General features: G+C 68.6%; 23 protein-coding genes. 6 read left to right on the plus strand and 17 right to left on the minus strand.

The window, feature by feature from the left end; all coding sequences use genetic code 11:
* Window positions 1–12: 12 nt before the first annotated feature.
* From ACEN2M_RS01755 to rplU, 8 genes are all read right to left on the minus strand, one after another.
* Window positions 13–1,020 carry a hypothetical protein gene (locus ACEN2M_RS01755; RefSeq protein ID WP_441646393.1) on the minus strand — a complete coding sequence of 336 codons (1,008 nt, stop codon included), beginning with the start codon at window positions 1,018–1,020 and terminating at the stop codon, window positions 13–15.
* Window positions 1,017–1,580 carry a nicotinate-nucleotide adenylyltransferase gene (gene nadD, locus ACEN2M_RS01760; protein WP_441646618.1) on the minus strand — a complete coding sequence of 188 codons (564 nt, stop codon included), beginning with the start codon at window positions 1,578–1,580 and terminating at the stop codon, window positions 1,017–1,019. Before nadD ends, ACEN2M_RS01755 begins: the two co-directional genes overlap by 4 nt.
* Before the next feature lie 43 nt (window positions 1,581–1,623).
* Window positions 1,624–1,830, minus strand: a complete 207-nt coding sequence (locus tag ACEN2M_RS01765; RefSeq protein ID WP_134454837.1) for a hypothetical protein — start codon at window positions 1,828–1,830, stop codon at window positions 1,624–1,626.
* A 105-nt stretch (window positions 1,831–1,935) separates the two neighbouring features.
* The gene (locus ACEN2M_RS01770) at window positions 1,936–3,258 is read right to left on the minus strand and encodes a glutamate-5-semialdehyde dehydrogenase (RefSeq protein WP_441646394.1); all 1,323 of its coding nucleotides are present in this window, start codon (window positions 3,256–3,258) and stop codon (window positions 1,936–1,938) included.
* A gap of 4 nt (window positions 3,259–3,262) precedes the next feature.
* Complete coding sequence (gene proB / locus ACEN2M_RS01775; protein WP_441646619.1) at window positions 3,263–4,063, minus strand: glutamate 5-kinase; 801 nt, start codon at window positions 4,061–4,063, stop codon at window positions 3,263–3,265.
* Window positions 4,064–4,128: 65 nt separating this feature from the next.
* Window positions 4,129–5,712 carry a GTPase ObgE gene (gene obgE, locus ACEN2M_RS01780; RefSeq protein ID WP_441646395.1) on the minus strand — a complete coding sequence of 528 codons (1,584 nt, stop codon included), beginning with the start codon at window positions 5,710–5,712 and terminating at the stop codon, window positions 4,129–4,131.
* 82 nt (window positions 5,713–5,794) lie between these two features.
* The gene (gene rpmA, locus ACEN2M_RS01785; protein WP_066595878.1) at window positions 5,795–6,052 is read right to left on the minus strand and encodes a 50S ribosomal protein L27; all 258 of its coding nucleotides are present in this window, start codon (window positions 6,050–6,052) and stop codon (window positions 5,795–5,797) included.
* Between the two features lie 18 nt (window positions 6,053–6,070).
* On the minus strand, window positions 6,071–6,379 hold the full coding sequence (gene rplU / locus ACEN2M_RS01790) for a 50S ribosomal protein L21 (RefSeq protein ID WP_110127466.1): 309 nt from the start codon (window positions 6,377–6,379) through the stop codon (window positions 6,071–6,073).
* A gap of 260 nt (window positions 6,380–6,639) precedes the next feature.
* Between rplU and ACEN2M_RS01795 the strand changes: the two genes are divergently transcribed.
* A complete protein-coding gene (locus ACEN2M_RS01795; RefSeq protein WP_441646396.1) occupies window positions 6,640–6,924 on the plus strand; it encodes a DUF4031 domain-containing protein in 285 nt (94 codons plus the stop codon).
* Between the two features lie 30 nt (window positions 6,925–6,954).
* Here the strand turns inward: ACEN2M_RS01795 and ACEN2M_RS01800 are convergent, their stop codons facing one another.
* The 4 genes from ACEN2M_RS01800 to ACEN2M_RS01815 all read right to left on the minus strand — a co-directional run bounded on the left by ACEN2M_RS01800 (window position 6,955) and on the right by ACEN2M_RS01815 (window position 12,952).
* Window positions 6,955–8,403, minus strand: a complete 1,449-nt coding sequence (locus ACEN2M_RS01800; RefSeq protein ID WP_441646397.1) for a hypothetical protein — start codon at window positions 8,401–8,403, stop codon at window positions 6,955–6,957.
* Entirely contained in the window at window positions 8,393–9,172 is a 780-nt protein-coding gene (locus ACEN2M_RS01805) for a TIGR03943 family putative permease subunit (RefSeq protein WP_441646398.1), read from the minus strand. The genes ACEN2M_RS01800 and ACEN2M_RS01805 overlap by 11 nt, the downstream gene beginning before the upstream one ends.
* On the minus strand, window positions 9,162–10,223 hold the full coding sequence (locus ACEN2M_RS01810) for a permease (RefSeq protein ID WP_441646399.1): 1,062 nt from the start codon (window positions 10,221–10,223) through the stop codon (window positions 9,162–9,164). Before ACEN2M_RS01810 ends, ACEN2M_RS01805 begins: the two co-directional genes overlap by 11 nt.
* A 131-nt stretch (window positions 10,224–10,354) precedes the next feature.
* Window positions 10,355–12,952, minus strand: coding sequence for an Rne/Rng family ribonuclease (locus tag ACEN2M_RS01815; RefSeq protein ID WP_441646620.1), 2,598 nt, complete (start codon window positions 12,950–12,952; stop codon window positions 10,355–10,357).
* 293 nt (window positions 12,953–13,245) lie between these two features.
* On the opposite strand from ACEN2M_RS01815, the gene ACEN2M_RS01820 reads away from it, so the two are divergent.
* Window positions 13,246–13,845 carry a vitamin K epoxide reductase family protein gene (locus ACEN2M_RS01820; protein WP_441646400.1) on the plus strand — a complete coding sequence of 200 codons (600 nt, stop codon included), beginning with the start codon at window positions 13,246–13,248 and terminating at the stop codon, window positions 13,843–13,845.
* Window positions 13,846–13,919: 74 nt separating this feature from the next.
* Here ACEN2M_RS01820 and ndk read toward each other — a convergent pair whose 3' ends face one another.
* From ndk to ACEN2M_RS01845, 5 genes are all read right to left on the minus strand, one after another.
* On the minus strand, window positions 13,920–14,342 hold the full coding sequence (gene ndk, locus ACEN2M_RS01825) for a nucleoside-diphosphate kinase (protein WP_441646401.1): 423 nt from the start codon (window positions 14,340–14,342) through the stop codon (window positions 13,920–13,922).
* A 65-nt stretch (window positions 14,343–14,407) separates the two neighbouring features.
* A complete protein-coding gene (locus ACEN2M_RS01830) occupies window positions 14,408–14,749 on the minus strand; it encodes a DUF4233 domain-containing protein (protein WP_441646402.1) in 342 nt (113 codons plus the stop codon).
* On the minus strand, window positions 14,746–16,116 hold the full coding sequence (locus ACEN2M_RS01835; protein WP_441646403.1) for a bifunctional folylpolyglutamate synthase/dihydrofolate synthase: 1,371 nt from the start codon (window positions 16,114–16,116) through the stop codon (window positions 14,746–14,748). The genes ACEN2M_RS01830 and ACEN2M_RS01835 overlap by 4 nt, the downstream gene beginning before the upstream one ends.
* Window positions 16,109–19,537, minus strand: a complete 3,429-nt coding sequence (gene ileS / locus ACEN2M_RS01840) for an isoleucine--tRNA ligase (RefSeq protein WP_441646404.1) — start codon at window positions 19,535–19,537, stop codon at window positions 16,109–16,111. The genes ACEN2M_RS01835 and ileS overlap by 8 nt, the downstream gene beginning before the upstream one ends.
* A 286-nt stretch (window positions 19,538–19,823) precedes the next feature.
* A complete protein-coding gene (locus ACEN2M_RS01845) occupies window positions 19,824–20,438 on the minus strand; it encodes a TetR/AcrR family transcriptional regulator (RefSeq protein ID WP_441646405.1) in 615 nt (204 codons plus the stop codon).
* A gap of 130 nt (window positions 20,439–20,568) precedes the next feature.
* On the opposite strand from ACEN2M_RS01845, the gene ACEN2M_RS01850 reads away from it, so the two are divergent.
* The 4 genes from ACEN2M_RS01850 to ACEN2M_RS01865 are packed head-to-tail and all read left to right on the plus strand — an operon-like array spanning window position 20,569 to window position 25,845.
* Window positions 20,569–22,236, plus strand: a complete 1,668-nt coding sequence (locus ACEN2M_RS01850; RefSeq protein ID WP_441646406.1) for an ABC transporter substrate-binding protein — start codon at window positions 20,569–20,571, stop codon at window positions 22,234–22,236.
* A complete protein-coding gene (locus ACEN2M_RS01855) occupies window positions 22,221–23,210 on the plus strand; it encodes an ABC transporter permease (protein WP_441646407.1) in 990 nt (329 codons plus the stop codon). Before ACEN2M_RS01850 ends, ACEN2M_RS01855 begins: the two co-directional genes overlap by 16 nt.
* A gap of 5 nt (window positions 23,211–23,215) precedes the next feature.
* Window positions 23,216–24,091, plus strand: coding sequence for an ABC transporter permease (locus tag ACEN2M_RS01860; protein ID WP_441646621.1), 876 nt, complete (start codon window positions 23,216–23,218; stop codon window positions 24,089–24,091).
* The gene (locus tag ACEN2M_RS01865) at window positions 24,088–25,845 is read left to right on the plus strand and encodes a dipeptide ABC transporter ATP-binding protein (RefSeq protein ID WP_441646408.1); all 1,758 of its coding nucleotides are present in this window, start codon (window positions 24,088–24,090) and stop codon (window positions 25,843–25,845) included. Before ACEN2M_RS01860 ends, ACEN2M_RS01865 begins: the two co-directional genes overlap by 4 nt.
* Window positions 25,846–25,906 lie beyond the last annotated feature (61 nt).

Genomic DNA, 25,906 nt, shown 5'->3' on the forward strand with positions numbered 1-25,906 from the left:
AAAAGGATGGCATTAGTAGATATTGAAGGCGTAGCCGACGACGAAGAGGGCCAGCACGCCGATAGCGAGCACCGCGGCGGTGATCGCGAGAACTGTCGGCAGGGACGCGCCACGCTTGCGGGGCGGTGTCATCACGCCCCTGGTGGACGTGTGAGTGCTCACCGCACGGCTCGCGCTGACCGGTGCCACGTCGTTGTGATGACCGCCCTCATCGAGCTGGTCGAGCATGCGGTCCATCTCCGACGAATCGAAGAGGTTCGGGTGCTGGCCGGTGGCGCCGAGGCTGCGGGGCAGATCGATGGAGCCGGTGATCATGATCTCGCCGGTGCTCGTGATCGGTCCGCCAGGACCCTGACGAGGAATTGACGGCAGGATCAGAGCGTTGGTGGTGGTGGGAATGCCACCGGCGCCGACGCCGCGACCCACGAGGTCGTCGAAGGTCTGGTCGTCCCGGCGTCCGATGGTCTCAATGTGACTGTCGTCTTCCCTGTCCACCGACCAGTGACCGATCGGCGGGTGCAGGCCATCGACTGCTGCCGGCGCCTCGGGAGGCTGCACGTCTTCCCCGGAGGCGGTGCGTGGCGCGGCCACCGGGGCAGGAACAACGGGAGCGTGGTCGGAGGCCCCAGCGGCGTCGTCGGCGCTGGCGGAGGACGCTGCCTGCAGCGCGCGCATCTCGCGGCGGCTCAAGGTGCGACCGGAGTCGACCAGAACTGGCGGCTCGGGAATGGGCAGGGGGGCGGGCGCCTGGGCGGACCGGCCCGGCGCGGACGCCGCGGATGCCTGGGGCGCAATCGCCCCGGACTCGTCCACCGGTCGTTCAACCGGCGGTGACGTGTGCCGTGAGTGGTGGGGCTCGGCGGGGGTCGCGGTCGGCTCAGCGACTGTCGGCTTCGCGGAGGACGGCTTCGCGGGCGGCGTCTCTTCGGAACCAGGCTCAGCAGCGGCCGGCTCGTGCTCCCTGGCCAACTCGCGCAACTGCCGTCGCGTCAGTGGCTGCGGGCTATTACCCAACGTCATGCCACACTCCGATACAGATGGTGCTTTGAGATGTACTGGACTACCCCGTCGGGGACCAAGTACCAGACCGGGAATCCCCGGTTCACGCGCGCCCGGCAGTCAGTAGACGAGATCGCCAGAGCCGGAACCTCTAGCAAGCTTACGTCCTGGTTTGGCAATCCAGAAATGCTCAGGTCGTGTCCCGGGCGACTCACAGCCACAAAATGGGCCAGCTTCCACAGTTCGGCGACGTCTTTCCAGCCCAGGATCTGAGTGATGGCGTCGGCGCCGGTGATGAAGAACAGTTCGGCATCCGGACGTTCGGCGTGCAGGTCACGGAGAGTGTCGATGGTGAAGGTGGGACCGGTGCGGTCGATGTCCACACGACTGACCGTGAATCGTGGATTGGACGCCGTCGCGATGACTGTCATCAGGTAGCGGTGCTCCGCCACAGTGACGTCGGCCTTCTGCCAGGGCTGGCCGGTGGGCACAAAGATGACTTCGTCCAGGTCAAAGCTCTGCGCCACCTCGCTGGCTGCCACGAGGTGCCCATGATGAATGGGGTCGAAGGTGCCGCCCATCACTCCGATGCGGGGGCGGTTCCGGGTCACGGTGCGCCGATTGTCAGTGGCCGCCGTGGCTGGCAGCGCCACCGTGAGCGGCGGCGTACGCGTTGGCCTTGGCGCTGTGGCGGTTCGCCACGTCCCGGAAGCTCCACACCACGAACCCGAGGGCAGCGAAGACGATGAGGGCAACGAGGCCGTAGACCCAGGTCGCGACGGGCAGCTGGGTGTGCTCGACCTCGGCAAGGACAGCGGTCACGAACAACATGGGGTCTCCGTTCAGGAATACTTCTTCGCCGGCGAGGGCGGGCGGTAGCGGTACCGCGACCAGTCTAGTGGGAGCACCTGCCCGGGCAGGCGAGCGGCACGGGCGCTAGCTGCGGATCTGGCCGGTTCCGCGCACGATCCACTTCGTACTGGTGAGCTCGGGCAGGCCCATCGGTCCTCGCGCGTGCAACTTCTGGGTCGAGATGCCCACCTCCGCGCCGAAACCGAACTCGCCACCGTCGGTGAACCGGGTCGATGCATTGACCATCACGGCCGCGGAGTCGACCTCGTTGAGGAAACGCTCCGCATTCACGATGTCGTTGGTGATGATCGATTCGGTGTGACCGGTGGAGTACCGCCTGATATGCCGGATGGCGGCATCGAGGTCGGCGACCACGGCCACCGCCAGGTCGAGACTCATGTACTCGGTCGCCCAGTCCTCCTCGGTCGCCGGCACCGCCGCGGGGTACAGCGCCCGAACGGCGGCGTCACCGTGGATGGTGACCCCGGACTCTGCCAGCTTGGCAAGCACCCCGGGCAGCACCCTGTCGGCGGCCTGCTCGTGCACGAGCACGGTCTCGACCGCGTTGCAGACGCTGGGCCGCTGCACCTTGGCGTTGTGCACGATGTCTGCGGCCCACGCCTCGTTTGCGGAGGCATCCAGGAAGATATGCACGACACCGGCACCGGTCTCGATCACCGGCACCGTCGATTCCGTCACGACGGCCTGGATCAGTCCGGCGCTGCCGCGCGGGATGAGCACATCGACGTGTCCGCGGGCCTGCATCAGGGCCGTCGCGCCCGCCCGTCCGAACGGATCGATGGTCTGCGCGCACTCCCCCGGCAGGCCGGCGCCCACCAGCGCGCGCTGGATCAGGGCGACCAGGACCCGGTTGGAATTCTCGGCGGCTGAACCGCCGCGCAACACCGCGGCGTTGCCGCTCTTGAGCGCCAGCGCTGCGATGTCGACCGTCACGTTGGGACGCGCCTCGTAGATGACGCCGACGACACCGAACGGCACCCGGACCTGGCTGATCTTGACCCCGTTGGGCAGGCTGCTGCCGCGCACCACCTGGCCGACCGGGTCGGTGAGTTGTTCGATCTCGTCGACGGCGTCGGCCAGCGAGCGGATGCGCGCGGCGTCGAGGGTCAGCCGGTCCAGGAGGCCGGCATTGAGGCCGTTTTCGGCGCCGGCGGCCAGATCGAGCGCATTCGCCGCGACGATCTCGGGAATATTCGCCCTCAGGCCTTCGGAGAGTCCGCGCAGGGCCCGGTTCTTCACCTGTGTCGGTGCGGCCGCCAGGGCCAGCGACGCCGTGCGGGCGTCGGCCAGCAGCGCCGCGAACGCCTCGGCCTCCCCCGCCGCCAGGGTTCCTGAGCTGTGCGGGAGAGAAGCCGGCAGGGTGGTGGCGGGAAGGGTCTCTGACATGCCGTCAGTTTACGGCAGTGCGCCTCACGGCCGCCGGGTCGGCCGGCTCGAACCAGGTACCGATCAGCTCGCCCCTCAGAGCCTCGGCGACCAGCGCCGTTGACGTCACCAGGACCGCTGTTCCGGCCTCGGCGGCGATGCGGGCGGCCGACACCTTGGTGCCGGCGCCCCCGGTGCCGACTCCGGACAGGGAGGAGCCGAACTCCACCCCCGGCAGGGTGTCGCCCAGAGCGACGTGGTCGATCGCCTCCGCACCAGGCAGGTGCGGGGGCCGGGTGTAGAGCGCATCCACATCGCTGAGCAGAACGAGCAGATCGGCCTTCACCAGGGTGGCGACCAGGGCGGCGAGCCTGTCGTTGTCGCCAAACCGGATCTCGTGGGTGGCCACGGTGTCGTTCTCGTTCACGATCGGCAGGATGCGCAGGCCCAACAGGCGTTCCATGGCGCGTTGGGCGTTGCTGCGCGGAGACGCGTTGTCGAGGTCTCCGGCGGTGAGGAGCACCTGGCCGGCGATGATGTCGTACCGGTCCAGGCTGTCCTGGTATCGGAAGATCAGCAGGTTCTGACCGACCGAGGCCGCGGCCTGTTGGGTCGCGAGGTCGGTGGGGCGCTCATCGAGCTGCAGGTAGGGCATCCCGGTGGCGATCGCACCCGAGGACACCAGGACCACCTCGGCCCCGCGGCCGTGTGCCGAGGCCAGCGCGTCGACGAGCGGCGCGATCTGGCCGACGTTGGCACCGCTGATCGACGACGATCCAACCTTCACGACGATGCGAGCCGCCGTGGCGACGTCGCTGCGCTGCAGCCGGCGCCGCACGGCGCCCGTGCCGAGCCGGTCGGTACGGCCGCCGTCGGTCCCGCCCCCCTCGGTCACTCGGAGTCGCCCTCCTTGACGCGCCGGCGGGCGGCGTTGTTCTCGGTGACAACGCCTTCTCCGGCGTTGAATTCCTCTTCACCGGTCGACCACATGCCGGCCTCCCGCTCGCGGATGAGTTCCGCACGCGCGGCGGACTTCGCGTCCATGCGCTTGAGGTATTCCTCACGACGCTCGTTGCTGGTGCGACGCTTGGAGTCGTCCATCCGGCTGTCGGTGCCGCGCGGGGCGGTGATCAACTCGGCGGTGGAGGTGAGCGTGGGCTCCCAGTCGAAGATCATGCCGTCGCCCGGTCCGATGACGACGGTCGAGCCGGCGACCGCACCGGCCTTGAACAGCTCGTCCTCGGTACCCAGCTTGGCCAGCCGGTCGGCGAGGAAGCCGACGGCTTCGTCGTTCTTGAAGTCGGTCTGCTGCACCCAGCGTTCGGGCTTGGCGCCCAGGATGCGGAAGATGTTACCGAACGACCCGCCCTCGACGCGCACGATGAAACCGCTGTCGTCGACGGGCTTGGGGCGGATGACGATCCGCGGCTTGAGCGCTGCGGCTTCGGCACTCGACAACCGGCCGGCCTCGACGGTTTCGGCCAGGGCGAAGTTCAGCTGACGCAGTCCTTCGTGACTGACAGTGGAGATCTCGAAGACGCGGTAGCCGCGGTCTTCAAGCTCGGCCTTCACGAACGCGGCGAGTTCGCGGCCCTCCGGCACGTCGATCTTGTTCAGCGCGATCAGCTGGGGACGCTCGAGCAGCGGCGTCTGCCCCTCGGGAACCGGGTACGCGGCGAGCTCACCGAGAATGACGTCAAGGTCGCTGATCGGGTCGCGTCCGGGGTCGAGGGTGGCGCAGTCCAGGACGTGCAGCAGTGCGGTGCACCGTTCGACGTGGCGCAGGAACTCGAGTCCGAGACCCTTGCCCTCGCTGGCACCTTCGATCAGGCCGGGAACGTCCGCGACGGTGTAGCGCACCTCTCCGGCATCGACGACGCCGAGGTTGGGCTGCAGGGTCGTGAACGGGTAATCGGCGATCTTGGGCCTGGCGGCCGAGATGGCGGCGATCAGGGATGACTTGCCGGCCGAGGGATAACCGACGAGCGCGACATCTGCCACTGTCTTCAGTTCCAGGAAGACATCGCCCTCGAAACCGTAGGTGCCCAGCAACGCGAAACCGGGGGCCTTGCGCTTGGTGGAGGCCAACGCCGCGTTGCCGAGCCCGCCCTGACCGCCCGGGGCGACGACGATGCGGTAGCCGGGCTCCGTCATGTCGGCGAGCTCGTTGCCTTCGGCGTCCTTGACCACAGTGCCCAGCGGCACTGACAGCTCGATGACGTCACTGCCGTAGCCGTTGCGGTGGTCGCCCATTCCGGGTCCGCCGTTGGCGGAGCTGCGGTGGGGTGAACGGTGGAAGGCGAGCAGGGTGGTCACCTGCGGGTCGGCGACGAGCACGATGTCGCCACCGTTGCCGCCATTTCCGCCATCGGGTCCGGCGAGAGGCTTGAACTTCTCGCGTTTGACCGAGACACAACCGTTTCCTCCGTTGCCCGCTCGCAGATGCAGCGTGACTTGGTCAACGAACGTGGCCATGGAAATGCCCCTTTCAGGTGGCGATAAAAAAACATGAGGACGAGCCGAAGCCCGCCCTCATGCTGAAAAGCTGTGTGGAAGCCTAAGCGGCTGCCACCACGATGTTGACGACCTTGCGGCCACCCTTTGCTCCGAACTCGACCGAGCCGGCTTCGAGGGCGAAGAGAGTGTCATCTCCACCGCGGCCTACGTTGACGCCGGGGTGGAAGTGGGTGCCGCGCTGGCGGACGATGATCTCGCCCGCGCCGACAACCTGACCACCGAAGCGCTTCACGCCGAGGCGCTGGGCGTTGGAGTCACGACCGTTGCGAGTGGAACTCGCACCTTTTTTGTGTGCCATTAGTTATTCTCCTCGGGCCTAGGCGATGCCGGTGACCTGAACGCGAGTGAGCTCCTGACGGTGCCCCTGACGCTTCTTGTAACCGGTCTTGTTCTTGAACTTCTGGATGACGATCTTCGGGCCGCGGAGGTCGTTGAGGACCTCGGCAGTGACCTTGACCTTGGCCAGTGACGATGAGTCGGAGGTGATCTTGTCGCCGTCGACGAGAAGCACGGCGGCCAGCTCGACGTTGCCGTCCTTATCAGCCTTGATTCGGTCCATCGTTACGATGGTCCCGACCTCTACCTTCTCCTGCCGCCCACCGGCGCGCACAACTGCGTAAACCACTTTACGTACCTATCTCTGGGGAACCCCGGGGGCTCCGATTCCTATGATGGAAAGTTACCGAGTGCACATAGTCCAAGTCGGGCCATGTCACTTCAGAAAACCTTGGCTATCGCGTGGACATAGTCCTCCGCACACCAACACTCGACTTTAGCTGATCGGGTAGCCCCGGTCAAACCATTCCAAGAGGGCGTGTCGCGCCCTCGGTGAGAAGGTGCCGCCAGGTTCAATCTTAGGGCCGGCATTGTCCCTACACTTTCAGCATGGGCATACTGATCGACCAGCCGGCTTGGCCTGCGCACGGCACGCTCTGGTCGCACCTGGTGAGCGACGCCTCGCTCGAAGAATTGCATGCCTTCGCGGCCGCCCAGGGTGTGCCGCGGCGCGGGTTCGATCTGGACCATTACGACGTGCCGCAGTCGAGCTACGACGCTCTGGTAGCTGCAGGTGCCGAGCCCGTGGACTTTCGCGGGCTGGTCACCAGGCTCCGCGCGAGTGGTCTGCGCGTCACCGCCAGGGAACGGCGATCCAGGCCTCGGGGCCACTGAGGTCGTTCCGACACGCGAAGTGCACGGGCGTCACCAGGTGGCGTCGATGCCCACGATGCTTCGACTGACGATGCCCGTGCTCACCTCCACGAAGACCGTCGTCGCCGTGGTGGCCTGGGGGTCGACGGGGTACCCGTCCGTCACCTGGGTCTGACTGTTCGGCACGGTCTGGATCGCCAGGTACTGGTCGTTGGGCGAGATCGAGAACCCGACGATGGTTTCGTTGGGCAGCACAGGTTCGTAGAGCACCCGGCTGGTCGGCGAGGCCGCCTCGCCTGTCACAAGGATGATCGACTGCAGCACACGGCCGGTGGCCTGGTCGAATTCGGCGACCCGCTGCACGTATCCCTCTCCCCCGGTGAGAAAGCGCAGCTCGGCGGTGTACGGGGTGGTGCCGGCCACATCCTGCGGAACTATCGCCGCCTCGGTCCCGGTCGAGAGGTCCAGGATGTACTGGCTCTCCTGGTCGGAAACGGCGATCCGCAGCCCGTCGGGGGCGAAGGCGTCGAGGTTGGGGAACTGGCCGATCGGGATGGGCACGCTCAGGGAACCCGCGCTGTCTCTGCGCGGATCGATCAGGAGCAGGGTGGTGTCGAAGAGTTGCGCCACGATCTCGGGGCGGTTGGCCATGAACCCCCAGGCGCTGGCCTGGACCGGCTCGCCGTCGAGCCCGGCCACGGAGTCGACAGTGCCCCGGGTGAGGTCGAGCACGAAAAGGGTGTTGTCGTACTGGTTCCCGGCCGCGCCGGGAGCGCTGCTGAAGCGGAAACCGACGGCACTCGAGGACGACGAGGCCCGCAGGTCGTGCACGGTGCCCGCGCCAGGCACGGTGAGGGTACCGGCGCGGCCGTCGGTGCCGACCAGGCTCAGTGCGCTGGTGAGGTCGTCGTTGATCGTGGCCACCACCAGTTCGTCGCCCACCGGCACGAACGACTGGATGTACGGGGCGCTGAATACGACGTCGGTCTCGGGTGATCCGACGGTCGTGCGCAGAATCCGGTCTTCGGCCTTGGTCGACTCCCCCGGCTCGGCCGGCGATCGGCTCAGCAGGTAGAGGGGCGCTTCATCGGTGTGGAATGCGACGGACAGCTCGCTCGACCTGTCGGGGAACGGTCCAGTGACGGCGCTCACGGTCACGGTGTACTCCGTGTCGTAGGCCAGCGGCTGGGCGAAGACGACCACGATGGAGTCGTTCCTGGTCTGCACGTCGACGACGCTGGCGGGGCTCACCGTGACCTGGTCTCGGCTCACCTCGGCCAGCTGCTGGTTGGTGCCGAGCACCAGCCGCTGGTTGGCCGCGGTGACGACGGCCGTCGTGTCCACGTCAGAACCGGTCAGCCGGGGTCCGTTGAACACGTTCACGGCAACGAGTGCCAGGCACAGCACGATCAGCCCGATCAGCAGCGCGGCGAGGGTGCGGCGAAAACGCCGGCTCCCCCCGTCGACGGACGCCTCCGCTGCCGGCACGTCAGTAGACATACGGGTCGCTCGGCTGGTCGACGGGCTCGACGGTGGTGGGCAGCACGGCGAGGGCGTCGGCGGAGCGGGCGCTCGGGTTGCTCACGAAGGTGCCCGTGACCTGCACCCAATCGTCGGTGTCGTAGGTCGCCTTCCAGCCCGGCTGGTACACCGGGACCCCGATCGGCTGGGCGTCGACGGCGCAGCAGGTGACCACGAACCGGGCCACGTAGAAGACGTTGTCGGGGTCCGCGGCATCCGGCAGCACAAATCCGGTGACGTTGGCTGTCTTGTCGGCGTAGAGCGCGGGGTCGTCGGACTGGGCCAGGAGTGACACCCACTCCTTGACACTCAGGCGCTCGTAGTCGCCGGTGCCCACCAGGGCTGCGGCATCTTCCGCCGCGGCCGCGCCGTCCAGTCCACCGGAATTGACCTCTCGCTGGGTGGCTGTGGCGCTGGTGAGGGTGGCCGGCGGCAGTGCCAGCACCGTGACCGCCGCGATGACCAGCAGCAGGGCGCTGCCGCTCAGCGCCACCGCCCGCCGCCGGGCCGACACCGGCTCGCCGGATGACGGGGTGCGGTACACGAAGCTGGACACCACGAACACGAGCCCGAGCACGGCCATGACCGTGGTGAAGATGAAATAGCGGGGGTGGATGTAGAGCCCCAGCTGACCTGTCACGCCGAGCCAGATGGTGGCGACCACGATCACCAGGCTCAGACCGATGCCGCGCCAGCGTTCGGCGAGGTAGCTGGACAGGCCGTCGGGCAACATCGGCTTACGCGACATAGTTCACCAGCAGGCCGGCGGCGGCGCTCATCAGGGCCACCAGTGCGGTGATCTGCACCAGGGTGCGGGTGGTGAAGGTCGTGCGCATCAGCGCGAGCATCTTGACGTCGATCATGGCTCCGAAGGTGAGGAAGGAGGCGATACCGCCCGGCATGAAGGTGCTGCCGAACGACAGCACGAAGAAGGCATCGACATTGGAACAGACCGCGACGATGAAGGCCAGGGCCATCATGGCCAGCACCGACCAGACCGGGTTACTGCCGAGCGCCAACAGCACCGATCGCGGAACGAAAACCTGGGTGAGGGCCGCGATCAGCGATCCGATGAACAGGGCGGGCATGATCACAGCGGTCTCGCGGGTGAACAGGTCGACGCTCTTTTCGATCCGGCCCTGCCGGGGACCGTGCGGGTGGCTGTGCCCGCCGTCGTGGCCGTCAACGTGTGCCCCGTCGTGACCTGGGGCAGCCGGCAGCGCGCAGGAGGCCGAGAAGGTGCGCGTCAGGAGGCGGTCAGGGTCGGGGTGGCGGCTGAACAGCCAACCGATCACGTTGGCGATGATGAACCCCGCCACGATCCGCGTGATGAGGATCCCGTCGCTGAAGCCGAAGGCCTGGTGGGTGGTGATGATGGTGATCGGGTTCAGGATGGGCGCGGCGAGCAGAAAGGTGATCGACTCCGGCACGGTGAACCCGCCGACCATGAACCCGCGGGCGAGCGGCACGTTGCCGCATTCGCAGACGGGGAAGAACATGCCCAGCAAGGAAATGGCGCCCCGGCGCAGCAGGGGCTGCCGGGGCAGGTACCGGGTGATGAAACCGTGCGGGAGCCACACCTGAACCACGGTGGAGAGCAGGATGCCGAGGAAGACGAACGGAGCGGATTCGATGATCACGCTCAGGGCGAGGGTGATGGTGTCCTGGGCCCGGTCCGGGAGCCCCCAGCCGGCGAAGGCCGGACTCAGCGCGCGGACCGCAAATGCGCCGGCCACGAGGACGACCCCGAGGATGAGCCCGATAGGCACGCGACGCACGGCCCCCCGATCGCTGTGCATCCGTCGATCTTACCGGTGCCGCGCTGGGAGCGCGGTCACCGAATCTGGCCGGACCCGCCAGGCGCCCGACGACAAAAGCGGTGCCGCCCCGAGGGGCGGCACCGCTGTGGTGCGTTGACGGTCGGGAACCGTTACGGGGCGTCCTGCGTGGGCACAACGATCGGCTGCGCACCTGCGGTCGAACCGCCGGCAGTCGTGACGCGCCGGCTGCGCGAGCGGCCCTGGCCGGGCTGCTTGGGCTCCGGCAGCGAATCGAGCACCGAATCGAGCAGCTGGTCGGTGACCTGCTTGCTCACCGGCCGGCGGCTGCGCGGCGACTTCTGCACGGGAATGTCGAGAATCGCGACACCCTCGGTGGAGTCGTCCGCGGCGGACGCGGCCTGCTGAACCTGGGCCTGGGCGGCCTCGGGGACGGTCTCCGCGGATGCGGCGGCCGGCTCCTCGACCGGGGCTGCCGGCGTGGTGTCGGTCGACTGGCCGTTCCGGCCACCCGACCGGCCGCCCGAACGCGTGCCGCGGGTCGTCGACCGAGCGGCGGGAGCGGCGTCGACGCTCTCGGCTACGGGAACGACGTCGGCATCGGCGGGGGCGGCCGCAGGCTCGGTCGGCGCGACCACGGGGATCGAACCGGTCAGGGTGCGGGTGATGGTGCGGGCGGCGATCAGCGCGAGGGCGTGCTTGGCGTCCTCGGTGATGCCGTGCGTGCCATGACTCGCCTTGGCCGCATCCGTCGGAGCGGAGGTTGCGTGTGCCTGGCCGCCGCCCTGGCCGCCATTGGCGCGCTGCGAGGTGCCGGCGTCGTGGCCGGAGGCTCCGCCGCCGTTGCCGTTGGACTTGCTGCGCGGGCGACGCTCCTGAGCTGGCTGGGCGGTCTGGCGGTGCTTGATGACGGGGTCGTGGTGGATGACGATTCCACGTCCGGCGCAGGCCTCGCAGTTCTCGCTGAACGACTCGAGCAGGCCCAGGCCGAGCTTCTTGCGGGTCATCTGCACAAGACCGAGCGAGGTGACCTCGGCCACCTGGTGCTTGGTGCGGTCACGGCTCAGGCACTCGACCAGGCGGCGCAGCACCAGATCGCGGTTCGACTCGAGGACCATGTCGATGAAGTCGACCACGATGATGCCGCCGATGTCGCGCAGGCGCAGCTGGCGCACGATCTCGTCGGCCGCTTCGAGGTTGTTTTTGGTGACGGTTTCTTCGAGGTTTCCGCCCGAACCGACGAACTTGCCGGTGTTCACGTCGACGACTGTCATCGCCTCGGTGCGGTCGATGACCAGCGAACCGCCCGACGGCAGCCAGACCTTGCGGTCCAGTGCCTTCTCGATCTGCTCGGAGATGCGGTACTCGTCGAACGCGTCGCGCTCGCCCTCGTAGCGCTGCACACGCTCGACGAGGTCGGGAGCCACCTGACGCAGGTAGGACTCGATGACCTCCTGGGCGTCGTCGCCGGAGATGACCATCTTGTGGAAGTCCTCGTTGAAGACGTCTCGCACGATCTTGATCAGCAGGTCGGGCTCGCTGTGCAGCAGGGCCGGCCCGGAGACCGTCTCGACCTGCTTGGCGATGGACGCCCACTGCGCGGTCAGGCGGTTGACGTCCAGGGTGAGCTGTTCGTCGGTCGCGCCTTCGGCCGCGGTGCGCACGATGACGCCCACGTTGTCGGGCAAGACCTCCTTGAGGATCTTCTTCAGGCGGGCGCGCTCGGTGTCGGGCAGCTTGCGGCTGATGCCGTTCATGGAGCCGTTGGGCACGTAGACCAGGTAGCGGCCGGGCAGGGAGACCTGGCTGGTGAGCCGGGCACCCTTGTGACCGATCGGGTCCTTGGTGACCTGCACGAGCACCTTGTCGCCGGGCTTCAGGGCCAGCTCGATGCGGCGGGTCTGGCTGCCACCCGGGGAGTTCACCGCGGCGGCGTCCCAGTCGACCTCACCGGAGTAGAGCACGGCGTTGCGGCCGCGTCCGATGTCGACGAAGGCGGCTTCCATGCTGGGCAACACGTTCTGCACCCGGCCGAGGTAGACGTTGCCGATGAGCGAGGCATCCTGGTTCTTGGCCACGTAGTGCTCGACGAGCACCCCGTCTTCGAGGACGCCGATCTGGATCTTGTTGTGCTTGGCGCGCACGACCATGGCGCGGTCGACCGACTCGCGGCGGGCGAGGAACTCGGCCTCCGTGATCACCGGGCGGCGACGGCCTGCGTCGCGGCCGTCGCGGCGGCGCTGCTTCTTGGCCTCCAGGCGGGTTGAGCCCTTGATGCGCTGGGGCTCGGTGATGAGCTCAGGCTCGCGGGGCGTGCGCACTCGCACGACGGTGTTCGCCGGGTCGTCGCTGCGACCCTCCTCGCCGGTGCGGCGGCGTGCGCGACGGCGAACTGTGGAGCCCTCTTCGGCGTCGTCATCCTCGTCGTCGAGCTGGCGTGAACCCGACCGCACCGGGGCGGCCAGAATGGCCGGCGCCTGGAAGATCAGGGACGTCGTCGGGCGGCGAACCACCTCGACGGTTTCGTCGAAAGGTGTCGGCAGCGCCGGGAACGCGACCGGCTGGTCCGCCGCGGCGGCCACCAGGGACTCGTTCGGAACTGACTCCGGCAGGATCGCTGCGTCGACAGGGGCAGGCACGCTCGGTGCCTCGCTGATCGGCTCAGTGTGCTGTGCCGGTGCCGCCTTCCTGGTTGATTTGCGAGTGCCGAACAGGCCCTTGCGCTTCTTGTTTTCGTTGTCTTCCACCATCACTGGTGCGCTCCTTGACCGCTGTGGGTGACCGCGCCACCCACTCGGTTACTCTCTCGTGCGAGCCCTTCGCTTACGCGAAAACCCCGCGAATCCTCTTGCGTTATGCAACTTTGCGTTGTGCAACCGGCTCTTGGCTCTGGTTGCGAATACCTTTGGTCTAGGACCAATGAATCTGGGCTATTGCCGCCCATTAAGCCTTATGGCATCGGTTTGAGCGCGGCTCAAACGACTGTTTCGATTATCGCACGCATTCCCAGGGTCGCGTACGCGACACATGGCATAATCCGAATGTGCCATTCACCACCTCAAAAAAGCCCCCGATCGGCCTTGCTGTTTTCCTGATCGTCGCGGGGGCGATCGGCTTCGCCGCGGCGTTTGCGCTCACGCTCGACAAGTTCACGATGCTGCAGGATCCCACCGCGCAGCTGTCCTGCAATTTCAGCGTGCTGGTGGGGTGCAGCACCAACCTCGGCTCCTGGCAGGGCGCGGTGTTCGGCTTCCCCAACCCGCTGATCGGCGTGGCAGCGTGGAGCGTGGTGATCACCATCGGCGCCGCGATCCTCTCCGGCGCCCGCTTCGCACGCTGGTTCTGGCTGGGCCTGAACCTCGGCGTGACCGGCGCCCTCGCCTTCGTGATCTGGCTGATGGGGCAGAGCTTCTTCGTGCTCGACGTGCTGTGCCCCTGGTGCATGGTCACCTGGAGTGTGACGATCCCGGTGTTCCTCGCCGTGACGCTGTACAACCTCAAGACCGGCATCCTGCCCGGCTCGGCCCGGGTGCGGCGGCTGGCGGCGGGTGCGTACTCCTGGATCTTGGTGATCACCATCGCCTGCTACCTCGTCGCAGCGACGGTTGCCCAGGTGCAAATGGACTTCCTGCACCGCCTCTGAGGCACCCCGACCACAAGAACTGCCCCGGAAACGCGAGGTTTCCGGGGCAGTTCTGTCAGCGCGCTGCGTGGGTTCTAGGCGAACCAGAGGGCCAGCTCGCGGGCGGCGGACTCGGGCGAGTCCGAGCCGTGCACGAGGTTCTGCTGAACCTTCAGGCCCCAGTCGCGGCCGAGATCGCCGCGGATGGTTCCGGGCGCGGCCGTGGTGGGGTCGGTGGTGCCGGCCAGGGCTCGGAAGCCCTCGATGACGCGGTCGCCGGCGATCCGGAGTGCCAGGATCGAACCGCTCTCCATGAACTCGACGAGCGGCTCGAAGAACGGCTTGCCGGCGTGCTCGGCGTAGTGCTCGGCGAGCAGCGAGCGCTCGGCCTGCACGAGCTTGACGTCGACGAGGGAGTATCCCTTCGCCTCGATCCGGCGAAGGATCTCGCCGGAGAGGTTGCGGGCGACGCCGTCGGGCTTGACCAGTACGAGTGTTTCCTGAACCTGGGTGCTCATGTGTATTCCTTGCTCTCTGTGTTCGAGGGGCTGTGCGTGTGTTTGAGGGGCCGTGTGTTCGGGCTCTAGGTGCTCGGGGTGTTCCGTCGGTCGATGCGTGAGCCGGTGATCATGCAGTAGGCCCACATGCCGGCGAACAGTGCGCCGACGAAGAACATCGCCGGGTTGAGGAATCCGGTGGCGACGATGATCACCTGGACGGCCCAGCCGACCACGTACGCCCAGTTGTACCGTAGCAAGCCGAGGGTGGCGACCATGATCAGGCAGAGCAGCGCCCCGCCGCCCAGGGTGACCCAGGCGGGCAGGTCACTGAGCCCGAAGATCACCAGGGTGGCCAGGAACACCACGACCAGCTCGAAGCCGAGCACTATCGAGGCGAGCGAGCGCCGCACCGATCCGCTTCTCACGGGGTCATCCAGTCCCCCGCGTCGGCCAGCGCCACGGCGTCGCCCACGAGGGTGATCGAGCCGGCGACGAGCACGGCGCGCTTGGGGGCGTCCTGCGCCCAGCCGCGGGCGGCGTCGAGGGCCTGGGCGAGGTCGCCGAACCTGAACGTGTCGCTGTCGCCGACGTGCTCCGCCACGAGGTCGGCCAGGTCGTCGACCGGGATCGCGCGCTCGGAATGCGACTGGGTGACGTGGAAGCGGGTGGCGACCGGACGCAGCGCCTCGATGATGCCGCCGGCGTCCTTGTCGGAGAGGATGCCGATGACCACGGCGATCTCATCGAAATCGAAGTAGCTCTCCAGCGCCGCCGTCAGCGCCAGGGCACCGTGCGGGTTGTGGGCGGCGTCGACGAGCACGGTCGGTTCGATGCCGACCAGCTGCAGCCGACCCGGTGAGGTGGCCGTGGCCAGGCCCTCCACCAGGATGTCTTCGACCAGGGCCTGGCTGCCGGCGCCGAGGAACGACTCGACCGCCGCGATGGCGACGGCGGCGTTCTGCGCCTGGTGGGTGCCGTAGAGCGGCAGGAACAGCTCGGAGTAGGTGCCGGCGATGCCCCGCACGGAGATGAGCTGGCCGCCGACGGCGACGTGGCTGGCGAGGAGGGCGAAGTCGCTTCCCTCGCCGACCAGGGTGGACTCCGTCAAGGCCGCGGCGCGGCTCAGCTCGGTGAGAGCCTCCGGTACCTGCGCGGCGGTGACCACGGCGGCTGCGGGCTTGATGATGCCGGACTTGGTGCGCGCGATCTCGGCGATGGTGTCGCCGAGCCGCTTGGTGTGGTCGAGCGCGATCGGGGTGAACACCGCGACCTGTCCGTCGGCGACGTTGGTGGAGTCCCATTCGCCGCCCATGCCGACCTCGAGCACGACCACATCCACGGGGGCGTCGGCGAAGCACGCGAAGGCCAACACGGTGAGGGCCTCGAAGAAGGTGAGCGGTTCCTCGTTCGCGGTGGCCAGTTCGGTGTCCACCATGCTCAGGTAGGGCTGGATGTCCGCCCAGTTCGCGGCCAGGGCCTCATCGGTGATCGGCGCCCCGTCGATCACGATGCGCTCGTTGAGCCGGATCAGGTGCGGGCTCACCAACAGTCCGGTGCGCAGGCCGTAGGCGCGCAGGATGCTCTCGATGATGTGACTGGTGCTGGTCTTCCCGTTCGTACCGGTCACGTGGATGATCGGGTACGAGTTCTGCGGATCGCCGAGCAGCTCGACGGCCCGTCGGGTGGCCTGCAGGCGCGGCTGGGGTGCGCTCTCGCCGACCCGCTCGAGCAGCGCGGCGAGCACGGCATCGCCGGCGTCGCGGAATTCGTCGGGGTAGTAGTCGTCAGACATTGATGGTTCCTTTTTCGCGGGCGACGGCAACGATGACCGGTCCGGTGTTCGCGTAGTGATTGGCCTCGAAGCGCACGTAGTGTTCGACGATGGAGCCGGTCAGGCCCTGCAGCCATTCGGCGGGGGTGCCTGCGGCGAGCACGTCGACGGGGACCGCCGAGGATGAGTGGGTCGCAAAGCGGGTGGCGAGGGTGTCACCGGCAACGTCGACACCGCCCGCGAGGGCGAAGGTGGCGGCATCCGTCTCGTCGAAGAAGACCAGGTCGAGGCTGATCCGGTCGCTGACCGCGAAACCGGCGGACTTACGGGTGTCCTGCACGGCACGGATGAGGTCGCGGGCCAGGCCCTCGGCCTCGAGCTCGGGCGTGGTGGTCGTCTCCAGCAGCACGAAGCCGCCGCCGGCGAGCAGGGCGAGTGCCGAGCTGCTCAGCGCCGAGTCCGCGTCCGCCGCCGCTGAGGCGGCCTGCAGCTCCAGCTCGTACTCCCCCGCGACGAGTTCGATACCGCCGGCGGTGACGACGCCGTCGGTCTCTGACCAGTCGCCGGTGCGGGCGGCCTTGATGACCTGCTGCACCTGCTTGCCCAGCCGAGGGCCGGCGGCCCTGGCGTTGACGGTGAGTTTGGAGGTGATGCCGTAACTCTCGGCAGAATCGGGCTTCTGTTCGACCAGGGTGACGGACTTGACGTTCAGTTCGTCGCGCAGGATGCCCTCGAACCCGGCCAGGGCTGCCGTGTCTGTGGTGACCACGGTGAGGTTCGCCAGCGGGAGCCGCACCCGCAGGCCGGCCTTCTTCCGCAGCGACAGCACCGTGGAGCTGACCAGGCGGATCTGGTCCATGGCCGTGACCAGGCCGGGATCGGCGGGAAAGTCAGCGGCGTCGGGCCAGTCGGTCAGGTGCACGCTGCGACCGCCGGTGAGGCCCTGCCAGATCCGTTCGCTGATCAGCGGCAGCAGCGGGGCGGCAACCCGGGTGACGGTCTCGAGCACGGTGTACAGGGTGTCGAAGGCGTCGGCACCGGCGCCGTCGGCGGAGACGCCGGTCCAGAACCTGTCGCGGGAGCGGCGCACGTACCAGTTGGTGAGCACGTCGGCGAAGTCGCGCAGGCGCGACGCGGCCAGGGTGCTGTCCAGACGTTCGAGGTCGACGGTGACGGCTTCGACGAGGTCGCGGGTCTTGGCCAGCAGGTAGCGGTCGAGCACATCGGTGGAGTCGGTGCGCCAGGTGGCGGTGTAGTCGGTGGCGTTGGCGTAGAGCGAGAAGAAGTACCAGGTGCTCCACAGCGGCAGCAGCATCTGGCGGGTGCCCTCGCGGATGCCCTCCTCGGTGACGATCAGGTTGCCGCCGCGCAGCACCGGGGAGCTCATCAGGAACCAGCGCATGGCGTCGGAGCCGTCACGGTCGAAGACCTCGTTGACGTTCGGGTAGTTGCGGAGCGACTTGCTCATCTTCTGGCCGTCGTTGCCGAGCACGATGCCGTGGCTGACCACGTTCTTGAACGCCGGGCGATCGAACAGCGCGGTCGAGAGCACGTGCAGCAGGTAGAACCAGCCGCGGGTCTGGCCGATGTACTCCACGATGAAGTCGGCCGGGTTGTGCGAGTCGAACCATTCCCGGTTCTCGAACGGGTAGTGCACCTGGGCGAAGGGCATCGAGCCGGAGTCGAACCAGACGTCGAGCACATCCTCGATGCGGCGCATGGTGGACTGCCCGGTGGGGTCGTCGGGGTTGGGCCTGGTGAGCTGGTCGATGTATGGCCGGTGCAGGTCGGTGGGGCGCACGCCGAAGTCGGCCTCGAGCTCGTCGAGCGAACCGTAGACGTCGATGCGGGGGTATTCGGGGTTGTCGCTCTTCCAGACCGGGATCGGGGAACCCCAGTAGCGGTTGCGACTGATCGACCAGTCGCGGGCGTTGCCGATCCACTTGCCGAACTGGCCGTCTTTGACGTTCTCCGGAACCCAGTTCACCTCCTGGTTGAGGTCGACTAAGCGGCCCCGGAAGTCGGTGACGCGCACGAACCAGCTCGACACCGCCTTGTAGATCAGCGGGTTGCGGCAGCGCCAGCAGTGCGGGTAGGAGTGCTCGTAGCTGGCCTGGCGGAGCAGTCGACCTTCGGCCTTGATCAGCTGGGTGAGCGGCTTGTTGGCGTCGCTCCAGAGCTGGCCCGCGACCTCGGTCACGTGCGGAAGGAACTTGCCGCCATCGTCGAGGGAGAGGATCACCGGGATGCCGTAGGCGCGGCAGACGATCTGGTCCTCCTCACCGTAGGCGGGCGCCTGGTGCACGATGCCGGTGCCGTCGGAGGTGGTGACGTAGCCGGCGACCACGAACTTCCAGGCGTTCTGGGTGCCCCACTCGCTCTCGTCGGCGTAGTAGTCGAACAGGCGGTCGTAGGAGACGCCCTCGAGGTCCCGGCCGGTGACCGTGCGGCTGATGGCGGCCGTCGCGTCGGCGGCGCTGTCGTAGCCGAGGTCCTTGGCATAGCTGCCGACGAGGTCGATCGCCAGCAGGTACTCGGCGCCGAGCACCTCGGTGGTCGCCTCGGGCGCGCCGGCCTGCTCGCGCAGCACCTCGGCATCCGGGGTGCCGTGCGGACCGGCCGGCACGACGGCGTAGACGATGTCGGGCCCGACGGCCAGGGCGAGGTTGGTCGGCAGGGTCCACGGCGTGGTGGTCCAGGCGAGGGCGCGCACGGCGGTGAGGCCGAGGGTCTCGGCCTTGGCGCCGACCAGCGGGAAGGTGACCGTGACGGTCTGGTCCTGGCGCATCTTGTAGACGTCGTCGTCCATGCGCAGTTCGTGGTTGGACAGCGGGGTCTGGTCACGCCAGCAGTACGGCAGCACCCGGTAGCCCTCGTAGGCCAGGCCCTTGGTGTGCAGTTCCTTGAACGCCCAGATCACCGACTCCATGAAGGTGATGTCGAGGGTCTTGTAGTCGTTCTCGAAGTCGACCCAGCGCGCCTGGCGGGTGACGTACTTCTCCCAGTCCTTGGTGTACTCCAGCACCGATTCCCGGGCGACGGCGTTGAACGCGGCCAGGCCCATCTCTTCGATCTGGCTCTTGTCGGTGATGCCGAGCTTGCGCTCGGCCTCGAGCTCGGCGGGCAGGCCGTGGGTGTCCCAGCCGAAGCGGCGGTGCACCTGCTTGCCGCGCATGGTCTGGAAGCGCGGGAACAGGTCCTTGGCATAACCGGTGAGCAGGTGGCCGTAGTGGGGCAGGCCGTTGGCGAACGGCGGACCGTCGTAGAAGACCCACTCCGGGGCGCCTTCGCGGTTGTCGATCGAGGCCTGGAAGGTGCCGTCCTTCTCCCAGAAGTCCAGCACCTCGCCCTCGATCTGCGGGAAATTCGGCGAGGGAACGACGGCGGCATCGGGGTCGGTCAGGCCGAACGCGTTGTCTGTGGGCTGCTGCGGGTACGTCATGCTTCTCCTGGACGAGGCGGGTGAAAAGCCGCTGGCCTATTCCACGAGGACGCTCACCCCGACAGGGCGATGCGCGGTACCACCTCGCTTGCCGTTCCCGAAAGGCGAACGACCGCTCAAACAAAGGCTATGACGGGCCCGACCCGTTCGGCTCTACTGGTCGGTGCCGGGCCTGGGCCCTGTCCCGACGTTCTTCCGAAGACTCCCCGGTGATAGCCGGATCAGTGTCTGTGAATCACATCTCGGTCAATACTACCGTGTCGCGCAACCCGGCCGGCTGGTGCTCTCAGACGGGGTCCAGAACCGTGCGGAAACCCGCGCACACCGGCGAGACAGCCGCGTCGACGTAGGCCGCCAGCCCGCCCCGGCCGACCCCGGCGGCGGCCCATTCCGCTGCCGCGGCAGCCGCAGCGGCCACCACCGAGGTGGAGAAGGCCCGGCCAAGCAGGTCGGCTTCGACGGAGTGCCCCGGCCTGGCGCCGACGAACTCGTGCACCAGGCCGACCTGCACGAGAAGCCGGGCCAGGGCGGATGCCTCCAGCTCGTTCGTCGTCGCCATCAGCTCGTACTGGGTGACCGCCCACGGCACCCGGCCGGGGCCGAAGCCGGCGGCAACGCGCAGCAGGGCCTGGCGCACCGCCTCGGTCACCGGGGCGGTGCGGTCGCAGTCGGCGAGGGCGCCGGGCAGCGCCGCCAGCCCTGCATCGACATCCACCCAGAGCAGGTCGCTCTTCGCGGTGAAGTAGTTGAAGAAGGTGTTGCGGCTCACCCCGGCGCGCCTGGCGATGTCCCCGACCGTGGTCTTGGCGTAGGTCTGCTCGAGGAACAGCTCCGCGGCGGCCTCTTCAAGCATCGCCCGGGACGACGCGTGCGGGCGACCGACGGCTCGGGAATCGTTCATGGCCCTCCAGTGTTCTACGATGGACTCGACGCGTTCCTTTGTTGTACGCAGTCCATCAATGGTACAGCGTGCACCAGCCCGTCTGAGAACCCCTCGTCCGACCGTGCAACCCGTGAAAAGAGACAGCAGCATGCCCCGACCGGGAATCCTCAGCGCCACCCCCCGCCCACTCATCCTGGCCGCGGTGGCCGGCGCCGCCGCGTTCACCCTCGCCCTCACCGGCTGCACGAGCGCGTCCCCCGATGCCGACACCGGCACCCCGGCATCCGGCGGCACCCTGACCTACGCGTCCGGCGACGCGGAGCCCACCTGCCTCGACCCCCACGTGGGCGGGAACTACCCGCAGGCATTGGTCAGCAGTCAGTTCCTGGAGTCGCTGGTCTCGTTGGACGCTGACGGCACCATCATTCCGTGGCTGGCGGACAGCTGGACCGTGAGCCCGGACGGGCTCTCCTGGGAGTTCACGCTCACAGACGACGTGAGCTTCACCGACGGAACCCCGCTGGATGCCGCTGCCGTGCAGGCCAACATCGCCCACCTGCAGGACCCGGCGACAGGTTCATCCACCGGCTACCTGGCCCTGGCCAACGTGACCGGCACCGAAGCGGTCTCGGACTCCGTCGTGCGGCTCACCCTGGCGCAGCCGGACAGCGCCCTGCTCGAGTCGTTGGCGCAGCCGTGGCTCGCCATCGAGTCCCCCACCGCGCTCGCCCGCAGCCAGGACGAGAATTGCGCCGCGCCGGTGGGAACCGGCCCGTTCGTCGTCGAATCCTGGGTGAAACAGAACGCCATCACCCTGGTGCGGAACGACGACTACAGCTCTCCCCCGGCCGACGCCGAGCATGACGGTCCCGCCTACCTGGAGAGCATCGTCTGGCGCTTCATCCCGGACTCGGCGTCCCGCTACGCCGCCCTGCAGGCCGGCGAGGTCGACGTGATCGACAACGCCCAGCCCGACACCATCAGCCAGGCGGAGTCCAGCGACACCATCGTGCACCTCGACGCTCCCCGCCCCGGCGCCTCCAACCGCATCGAACTGAACTCCGGCAAGGCACCGTTCAACGACGCCGCCGTGCGGGAGGCGTTCATCCGCTCCGCGAATGTCGACGACGCGGTCAGCTCCCTGTTCCAGGGCAGCGCGGACCGGTCATACTCGGCACTGTCCAGTGTGGAACCGCTCGGCGTATCCCGACCGGACCTGTTCGACTACGACCCGACCGCCGCCGCCGAGCTGCTCGACGGCGCCGGCTGGTCGGAGACGGACTCGGAGGGTTATCGGGTGAAGGACGGCGTGCGGCTCACCGTGGTGTTCCCGGTCAGCACCAACCAGTCCATCCCCGCCGAACAGTCGGTGTTCGAGCAGATCCAGGCGACGGCCAAGGAGACCGGTTTCGACGTCCAGCTGACCAAGCTGGACCTGTCCAGCTGGTACACGGCCCTCGGCAGCAACGCCTACGACGCCGTCAGCGCGCCCTACACCAAGATCGGTCCCGACGTGCTGCGGATCCTGTTCCACTCCGACGGCATCACCCCGGCACCGAGCGGCTACTTCGCCAACCACGCCCAGCTGAACGATCCCGAGGTGGACAGCCTGCTCACCGAGGCGGTCCAGACCAACGACACCGACCAGCGCGCTTCGCTGTACGAAGACGCCCAGGACCTGATCCTGGAGGGTTTCTACATCCTGCCGCTCTACGACCAGCAGAACCACTTCCTGCTCGGCTCGGCGGTCGAGGGCGCTCGCGCGCTGCCGACGGTGTCGACGCCGGCGTTCTACGACGCGTGGCTGAACCGCTGACGACAGCCGCCCGGCGGGGCGGACGGCCTCGGCTCCGAGGTCTCGTCCGGCGACTCGCCGGCGCGGTCTTCGTGCTGTGGGCCGTCGCCACCGTCACCTTCTTCGCCGTTCGACTGATCCCCGGCGACCCGGCCGAGGCCATCCTCGGCGGTCCCGGCTCGCAGACCTCCCCGGAGGCCCTCGCTGCGGTGCGCGCGGAGTACGGCCTCGACCAGCCGCTCTTGGTGCAGTACCTGCAGCAAGTGGGCCGCCTGGCCACCGGCGACCTCGGCCGGTCCTACGCACTGAACATGGATGTCGGCCCGCTCGTGATCAGCCAGCTCGGCGGCACCCTGCTCCTGGCCGTCCTTTCGCTCACGCTGGCCTGGGTCATCGCGCTGGTGCTGGCCACCTGGTCCACCGGGCGGGGCCGCCTGGCCGCGCGGATCGGCTCCGGTCTCGAGATCGTCTCTGCCGCGCTGCCGCACTTCTGGCTGGCCACGAGCCTCATCGTCGTCTTCAGTGTGTGGTGGGGGGTGCTGCCGCCCATCAGCACCGCGGATGCCCGTGGCCTGGTGCTGCCCGTCGTCACCTTGGCCATCCCCCTGGCCGGCTTCCTCGGCCAGGTCATGCGCGAAAGCCTGAACACGGCGTTGGAATCCCCGTTCGTGTTGTCCGCCAGGGCGCGAGGGGAAACCGACCGCGGGGTGCTGTGGCGCCACGCGCTGCGGCACGCCGCCCTGCCTGCGATCGGCCTGTCCGGCTGGGCGTTCGGCTCGCTGATCAGCGGCGCGGTGGTGGTGGAGACCATCTTCGCCAGGCCCGGGCTCGGCCGCACCCTGCTCAACGCCGTCACCGTGCGGGACGTGCCCGTTGTGGTCGGCGTCGTGATGGTCGTGGCCCTGGCCTACATCCTGATGACCATCGTCACCGACCTCGCGTCCAGCCTGGCCGACCCGCGACCCACCGAGCACGCCAACGGAGCGTTCTCGTGAGCGAACTGGAGATTCAGGCCTCGGCCACCGGACACGGGGCCGGCCGTCCGCAGACCGCCCCACGCGGCCGGTTCGGCCGGCTGCGCGTGAGCGTGGTGGAGCTGCTGGCCGTGCTGGTCACCCTGCTGCTGCTCACCGCGGCGATAGCCCCGCGCCTGCTCGCCCCGGGTGACCCGCTCGCCATCGACCCCCTGGCCGCCTTCGGCGCACCGTCGTGGGCGCACTGGTTCGGCACCGACGAGTCTGGCCGGGACATCTACACCCGCGTGGTCGACGGCGCCAGGGACTCCCTGCTGATCGGCCTCACGGCCACCCTGATCGGGCTCGGACTGGGCGCGGTGCTCGGCACCATCGCCGGCACCCTGGGCGCCGCGGTGGACTTCACGGTCAACCGCTTCCTCGAGGTGCTGTTCGCGTTTCCAGGGCTGCTGCTCGCCCTGCTGTTCATCCTGATCTTCGGCCCTGGCCCTGGCAGCGCGATCGTGGCCGTGGGGCTCTCCACGGCACCGGGCTACGCCCGCATCATCCGCGCCCAGCTGCTGCGGGTGCGTTCCTCGGCCTTCGTCGAGGCCGCTACGGTGCAGGGTCTCGGCCGCACCCGGATCCTGGCCAGGCACATCCTGCCCAACACCCTGGCGCCGCTTCTCGTGCTCGGCACCCTCGGCGTCGGCCAGGCCATTGTCTGGGCCGCGGCGCTGAGCTACCTCGGGCTCGGGGCGCAACCGCCGGCCGCCGAGTGGGGCGCCATGCTGTCGGCCGGGCGCACCTACATCACCTCGGCCTGGTGGATGAGTTTCTTCCCCGGCCTGTTCATCGTGCTCACCGCGGTGTGCGCGACGGCTCTCGGCCGCGCGATCGAACGACGGATGAGGCACGCATGAACACCGCACACCAGCCGCCAGCCTCCACTCACCCGATGCCCGCCCTGCGGGTGGCGAATCTGCGGGTGGCCTTCGGGGACGCTCACGCCGACCCGGTTGTTCGCGGCGTCTCCTTCGAGGTCGCGGCGGGCGAGTGCCTGGCCATCGTCGGCGAATCCGGCTCGGGCAAGAGCGTCACCGCGCGCAGCCTGCTCGGCCTGGCGGGGCCGGGCGCCCGGGTCAGCGCAGACGAGCTCACCCTGGCGGGCGAGTCGGTGCTCGGCCTGTCCGAGTCGGCCTGGCGGCGCCGTCGCGGCCGCGACGTGGGCCTGGTGCTGCAGGATGCGCTGGCCTCGCTCGATCCGCTGCGCCCGATAGTTCGGGAAATCGGCGATTCGCTGCGCCTGCACACCCGGATGTCTGGCGCGGAGCGAACCCGCCGGGTGCTGGAGACGCTGGAATCGGTCGGGCTGCCGGACGCCCACCGGTACGCCGGCCGCCGCTCAGGTGAGCTGTCCGGTGGCCAACGTCAACGCGCTCTCATCGCCGCCGCCCTCGCCCTGAACCCCCCTCTGCTGGTCGCCGACGAACCCACGACAGCACTGGACGTGACCGTGCAGGCGCAGGTGCTCGCCCTGCTCGAGCAGGTGCGCGCGCAGGGCACCGCCATCGTGGTGATCAGCCACGACCTCGCCGTCGTGAGCCGCCTCGCCGACCGCATCGCGGTCATGCACGACGGCCGGATCGTAGAGACCGGACCGGCCGCCGAGGTTCTGACCGAGCCCCGGCATCCGGAGACCCGGCGGATGCTGGCCGCGGTGCCCGTGGACAAGCCGCGCGGGCATCGGCTCGCGCCGGCCGCGGGCCCCCGGCCGGGCGGCACCGCCCCGACCGTCGCCCCGAGAGTCTCGGATCGACCGCACCACCCGGCAGCACCGGCTGCACCCGGAGCCGGCGCGACCTCGGCCGCGGCAAACGCGGGAATCGCGCTCGAGGCGATCGGCCTGGCCAAAACGTTCCGGGAACCACACGGTTCCGTGCACCGGGCCGTCGACAACGTGTCCTTCAGCCTGCAGCGCGGCAGCACGCTGGGCATCGTCGGCGAATCCGGTTCGGGCAAGACCACCACCGCCAGGCTTGTGCTCGCGCTGACCACTGCCGACACGGGCGAGGTGCGGCTGCTCGGCCAGCCGTGGAGCACTCTGCCGGAGACCGAGCGCCGGGCACGCCGGCCGTTGATCGGCGCCATGTACCAGGACGTGCTCGCATCATTCGATCCCCGGCTGAGCGTGCGGGATATCCTCGGCCACGCCGTGTCCGGCCCGGGTTCCCGGTCCGAGCCGGCCGCGACCGCGGGATCCGGGCGTGCCGGCCGGGATGCCCGCGCGCTTGTGCTGCTCGACGAGGTCGGTCTTGCCGCCGGTGTCCTCGACCGTCGACCCACCGACCTCTCCGGCGGCCAACGTCAGCGGGTCGGCATCGCCAGGGCGCTCGCATCCCGCCCCGAGGTCCTGGTCTGCGACGAACCGGTCTCAGCGTTGGATGTGAGCGTGCAGGCACAGGTGCTCGACCTGCTCGACGAGCTGCAACGTGAGCTGAACCTGAGCCTGCTGTTCATCTCCCACGACCTCGGCGTCATCCAGCACGTCAGCGACCAGGTCGCCGTGATGCACGACGGGCTCATCGTCGAGACCGGCACCGCCACCGACGTCTTCTCCACGCCGGCGCATCCGTACACACGCGCGCTGCTCGCCGCGGTGCCCCGACTGGTCTGAACCCGGCTCGCCCACCGAAAAACCCGCCGCATCCGGGCGCCCGGCCCCGGCGGCCCGTACC

Origin of the sequence: Cryobacterium sp. W22_MBD10_FK3 (assembly GCF_052113745.1) — a bacterium.
Lineage (GTDB): Bacteria > Actinomycetota > Actinomycetes > Actinomycetales > Microbacteriaceae > Cryobacterium.

Coding starts and splice junctions, on each gene's coding strand:
- ACEN2M_RS01755 (WP_441646393.1), bottom strand. CDS start 1,020: ATGACGTTGGGTAATAGCCCGCAGCCACTGACGCGACGGCAGTTGCGC.
- nadD (WP_441646618.1), bottom strand. CDS start 1,580: ATGGGCGGCACCTTCGACCCCATTCATCATGGGCACCTCGTGGCAGCC.
- ACEN2M_RS01765 (WP_134454837.1), bottom strand. CDS start 1,830: ATGTTGTTCGTGACCGCTGTCCTTGCCGAGGTCGAGCACACCCAGCTG.
- ACEN2M_RS01770 (WP_441646394.1), bottom strand. CDS start 3,258: ATGTCAGAGACCCTTCCCGCCACCACCCTGCCGGCTTCTCTCCCGCAC.
- obgE (WP_441646395.1), bottom strand. CDS start 5,712: ATGGCCACGTTCGTTGACCAAGTCACGCTGCATCTGCGAGCGGGCAAC.
- rpmA (WP_066595878.1), bottom strand. CDS start 6,052: ATGGCACACAAAAAAGGTGCGAGTTCCACTCGCAACGGTCGTGACTCC.
- ACEN2M_RS01795 (WP_441646396.1), top strand. CDS start 6,640: ATGGGCATACTGATCGACCAGCCGGCTTGGCCTGCGCACGGCACGCTC.
- ACEN2M_RS01800 (WP_441646397.1), bottom strand. CDS start 8,403: ATGTCTACTGACGTGCCGGCAGCGGAGGCGTCCGTCGACGGGGGGAGC.
- ACEN2M_RS01805 (WP_441646398.1), bottom strand. CDS start 9,172: ATGTCGCGTAAGCCGATGTTGCCCGACGGCCTGTCCAGCTACCTCGCC.
- ACEN2M_RS01810 (WP_441646399.1), bottom strand. CDS start 10,223: ATGCACAGCGATCGGGGGGCCGTGCGTCGCGTGCCTATCGGGCTCATC.
- ACEN2M_RS01815 (WP_441646620.1), bottom strand. CDS start 12,952: ATGGTGGAAGACAACGAAAACAAGAAGCGCAAGGGCCTGTTCGGCACT.
- ndk (WP_441646401.1), bottom strand. CDS start 14,342: ATGAGCACCCAGGTTCAGGAAACACTCGTACTGGTCAAGCCCGACGGC.
- ACEN2M_RS01835 (WP_441646403.1), bottom strand. CDS start 16,116: ATGTCTGACGACTACTACCCCGACGAATTCCGCGACGCCGGCGATGCC.
- ileS (WP_441646404.1), bottom strand. CDS start 19,537: ATGACGTACCCGCAGCAGCCCACAGACAACGCGTTCGGCCTGACCGAC.
- ACEN2M_RS01845 (WP_441646405.1), bottom strand. CDS start 20,438: ATGAACGATTCCCGAGCCGTCGGTCGCCCGCACGCGTCGTCCCGGGCG.
- ACEN2M_RS01850 (WP_441646406.1), top strand. CDS start 20,569: ATGCCCCGACCGGGAATCCTCAGCGCCACCCCCCGCCCACTCATCCTG.
- ACEN2M_RS01865 (WP_441646408.1), top strand. CDS start 24,088: ATGAACACCGCACACCAGCCGCCAGCCTCCACTCACCCGATGCCCGCC.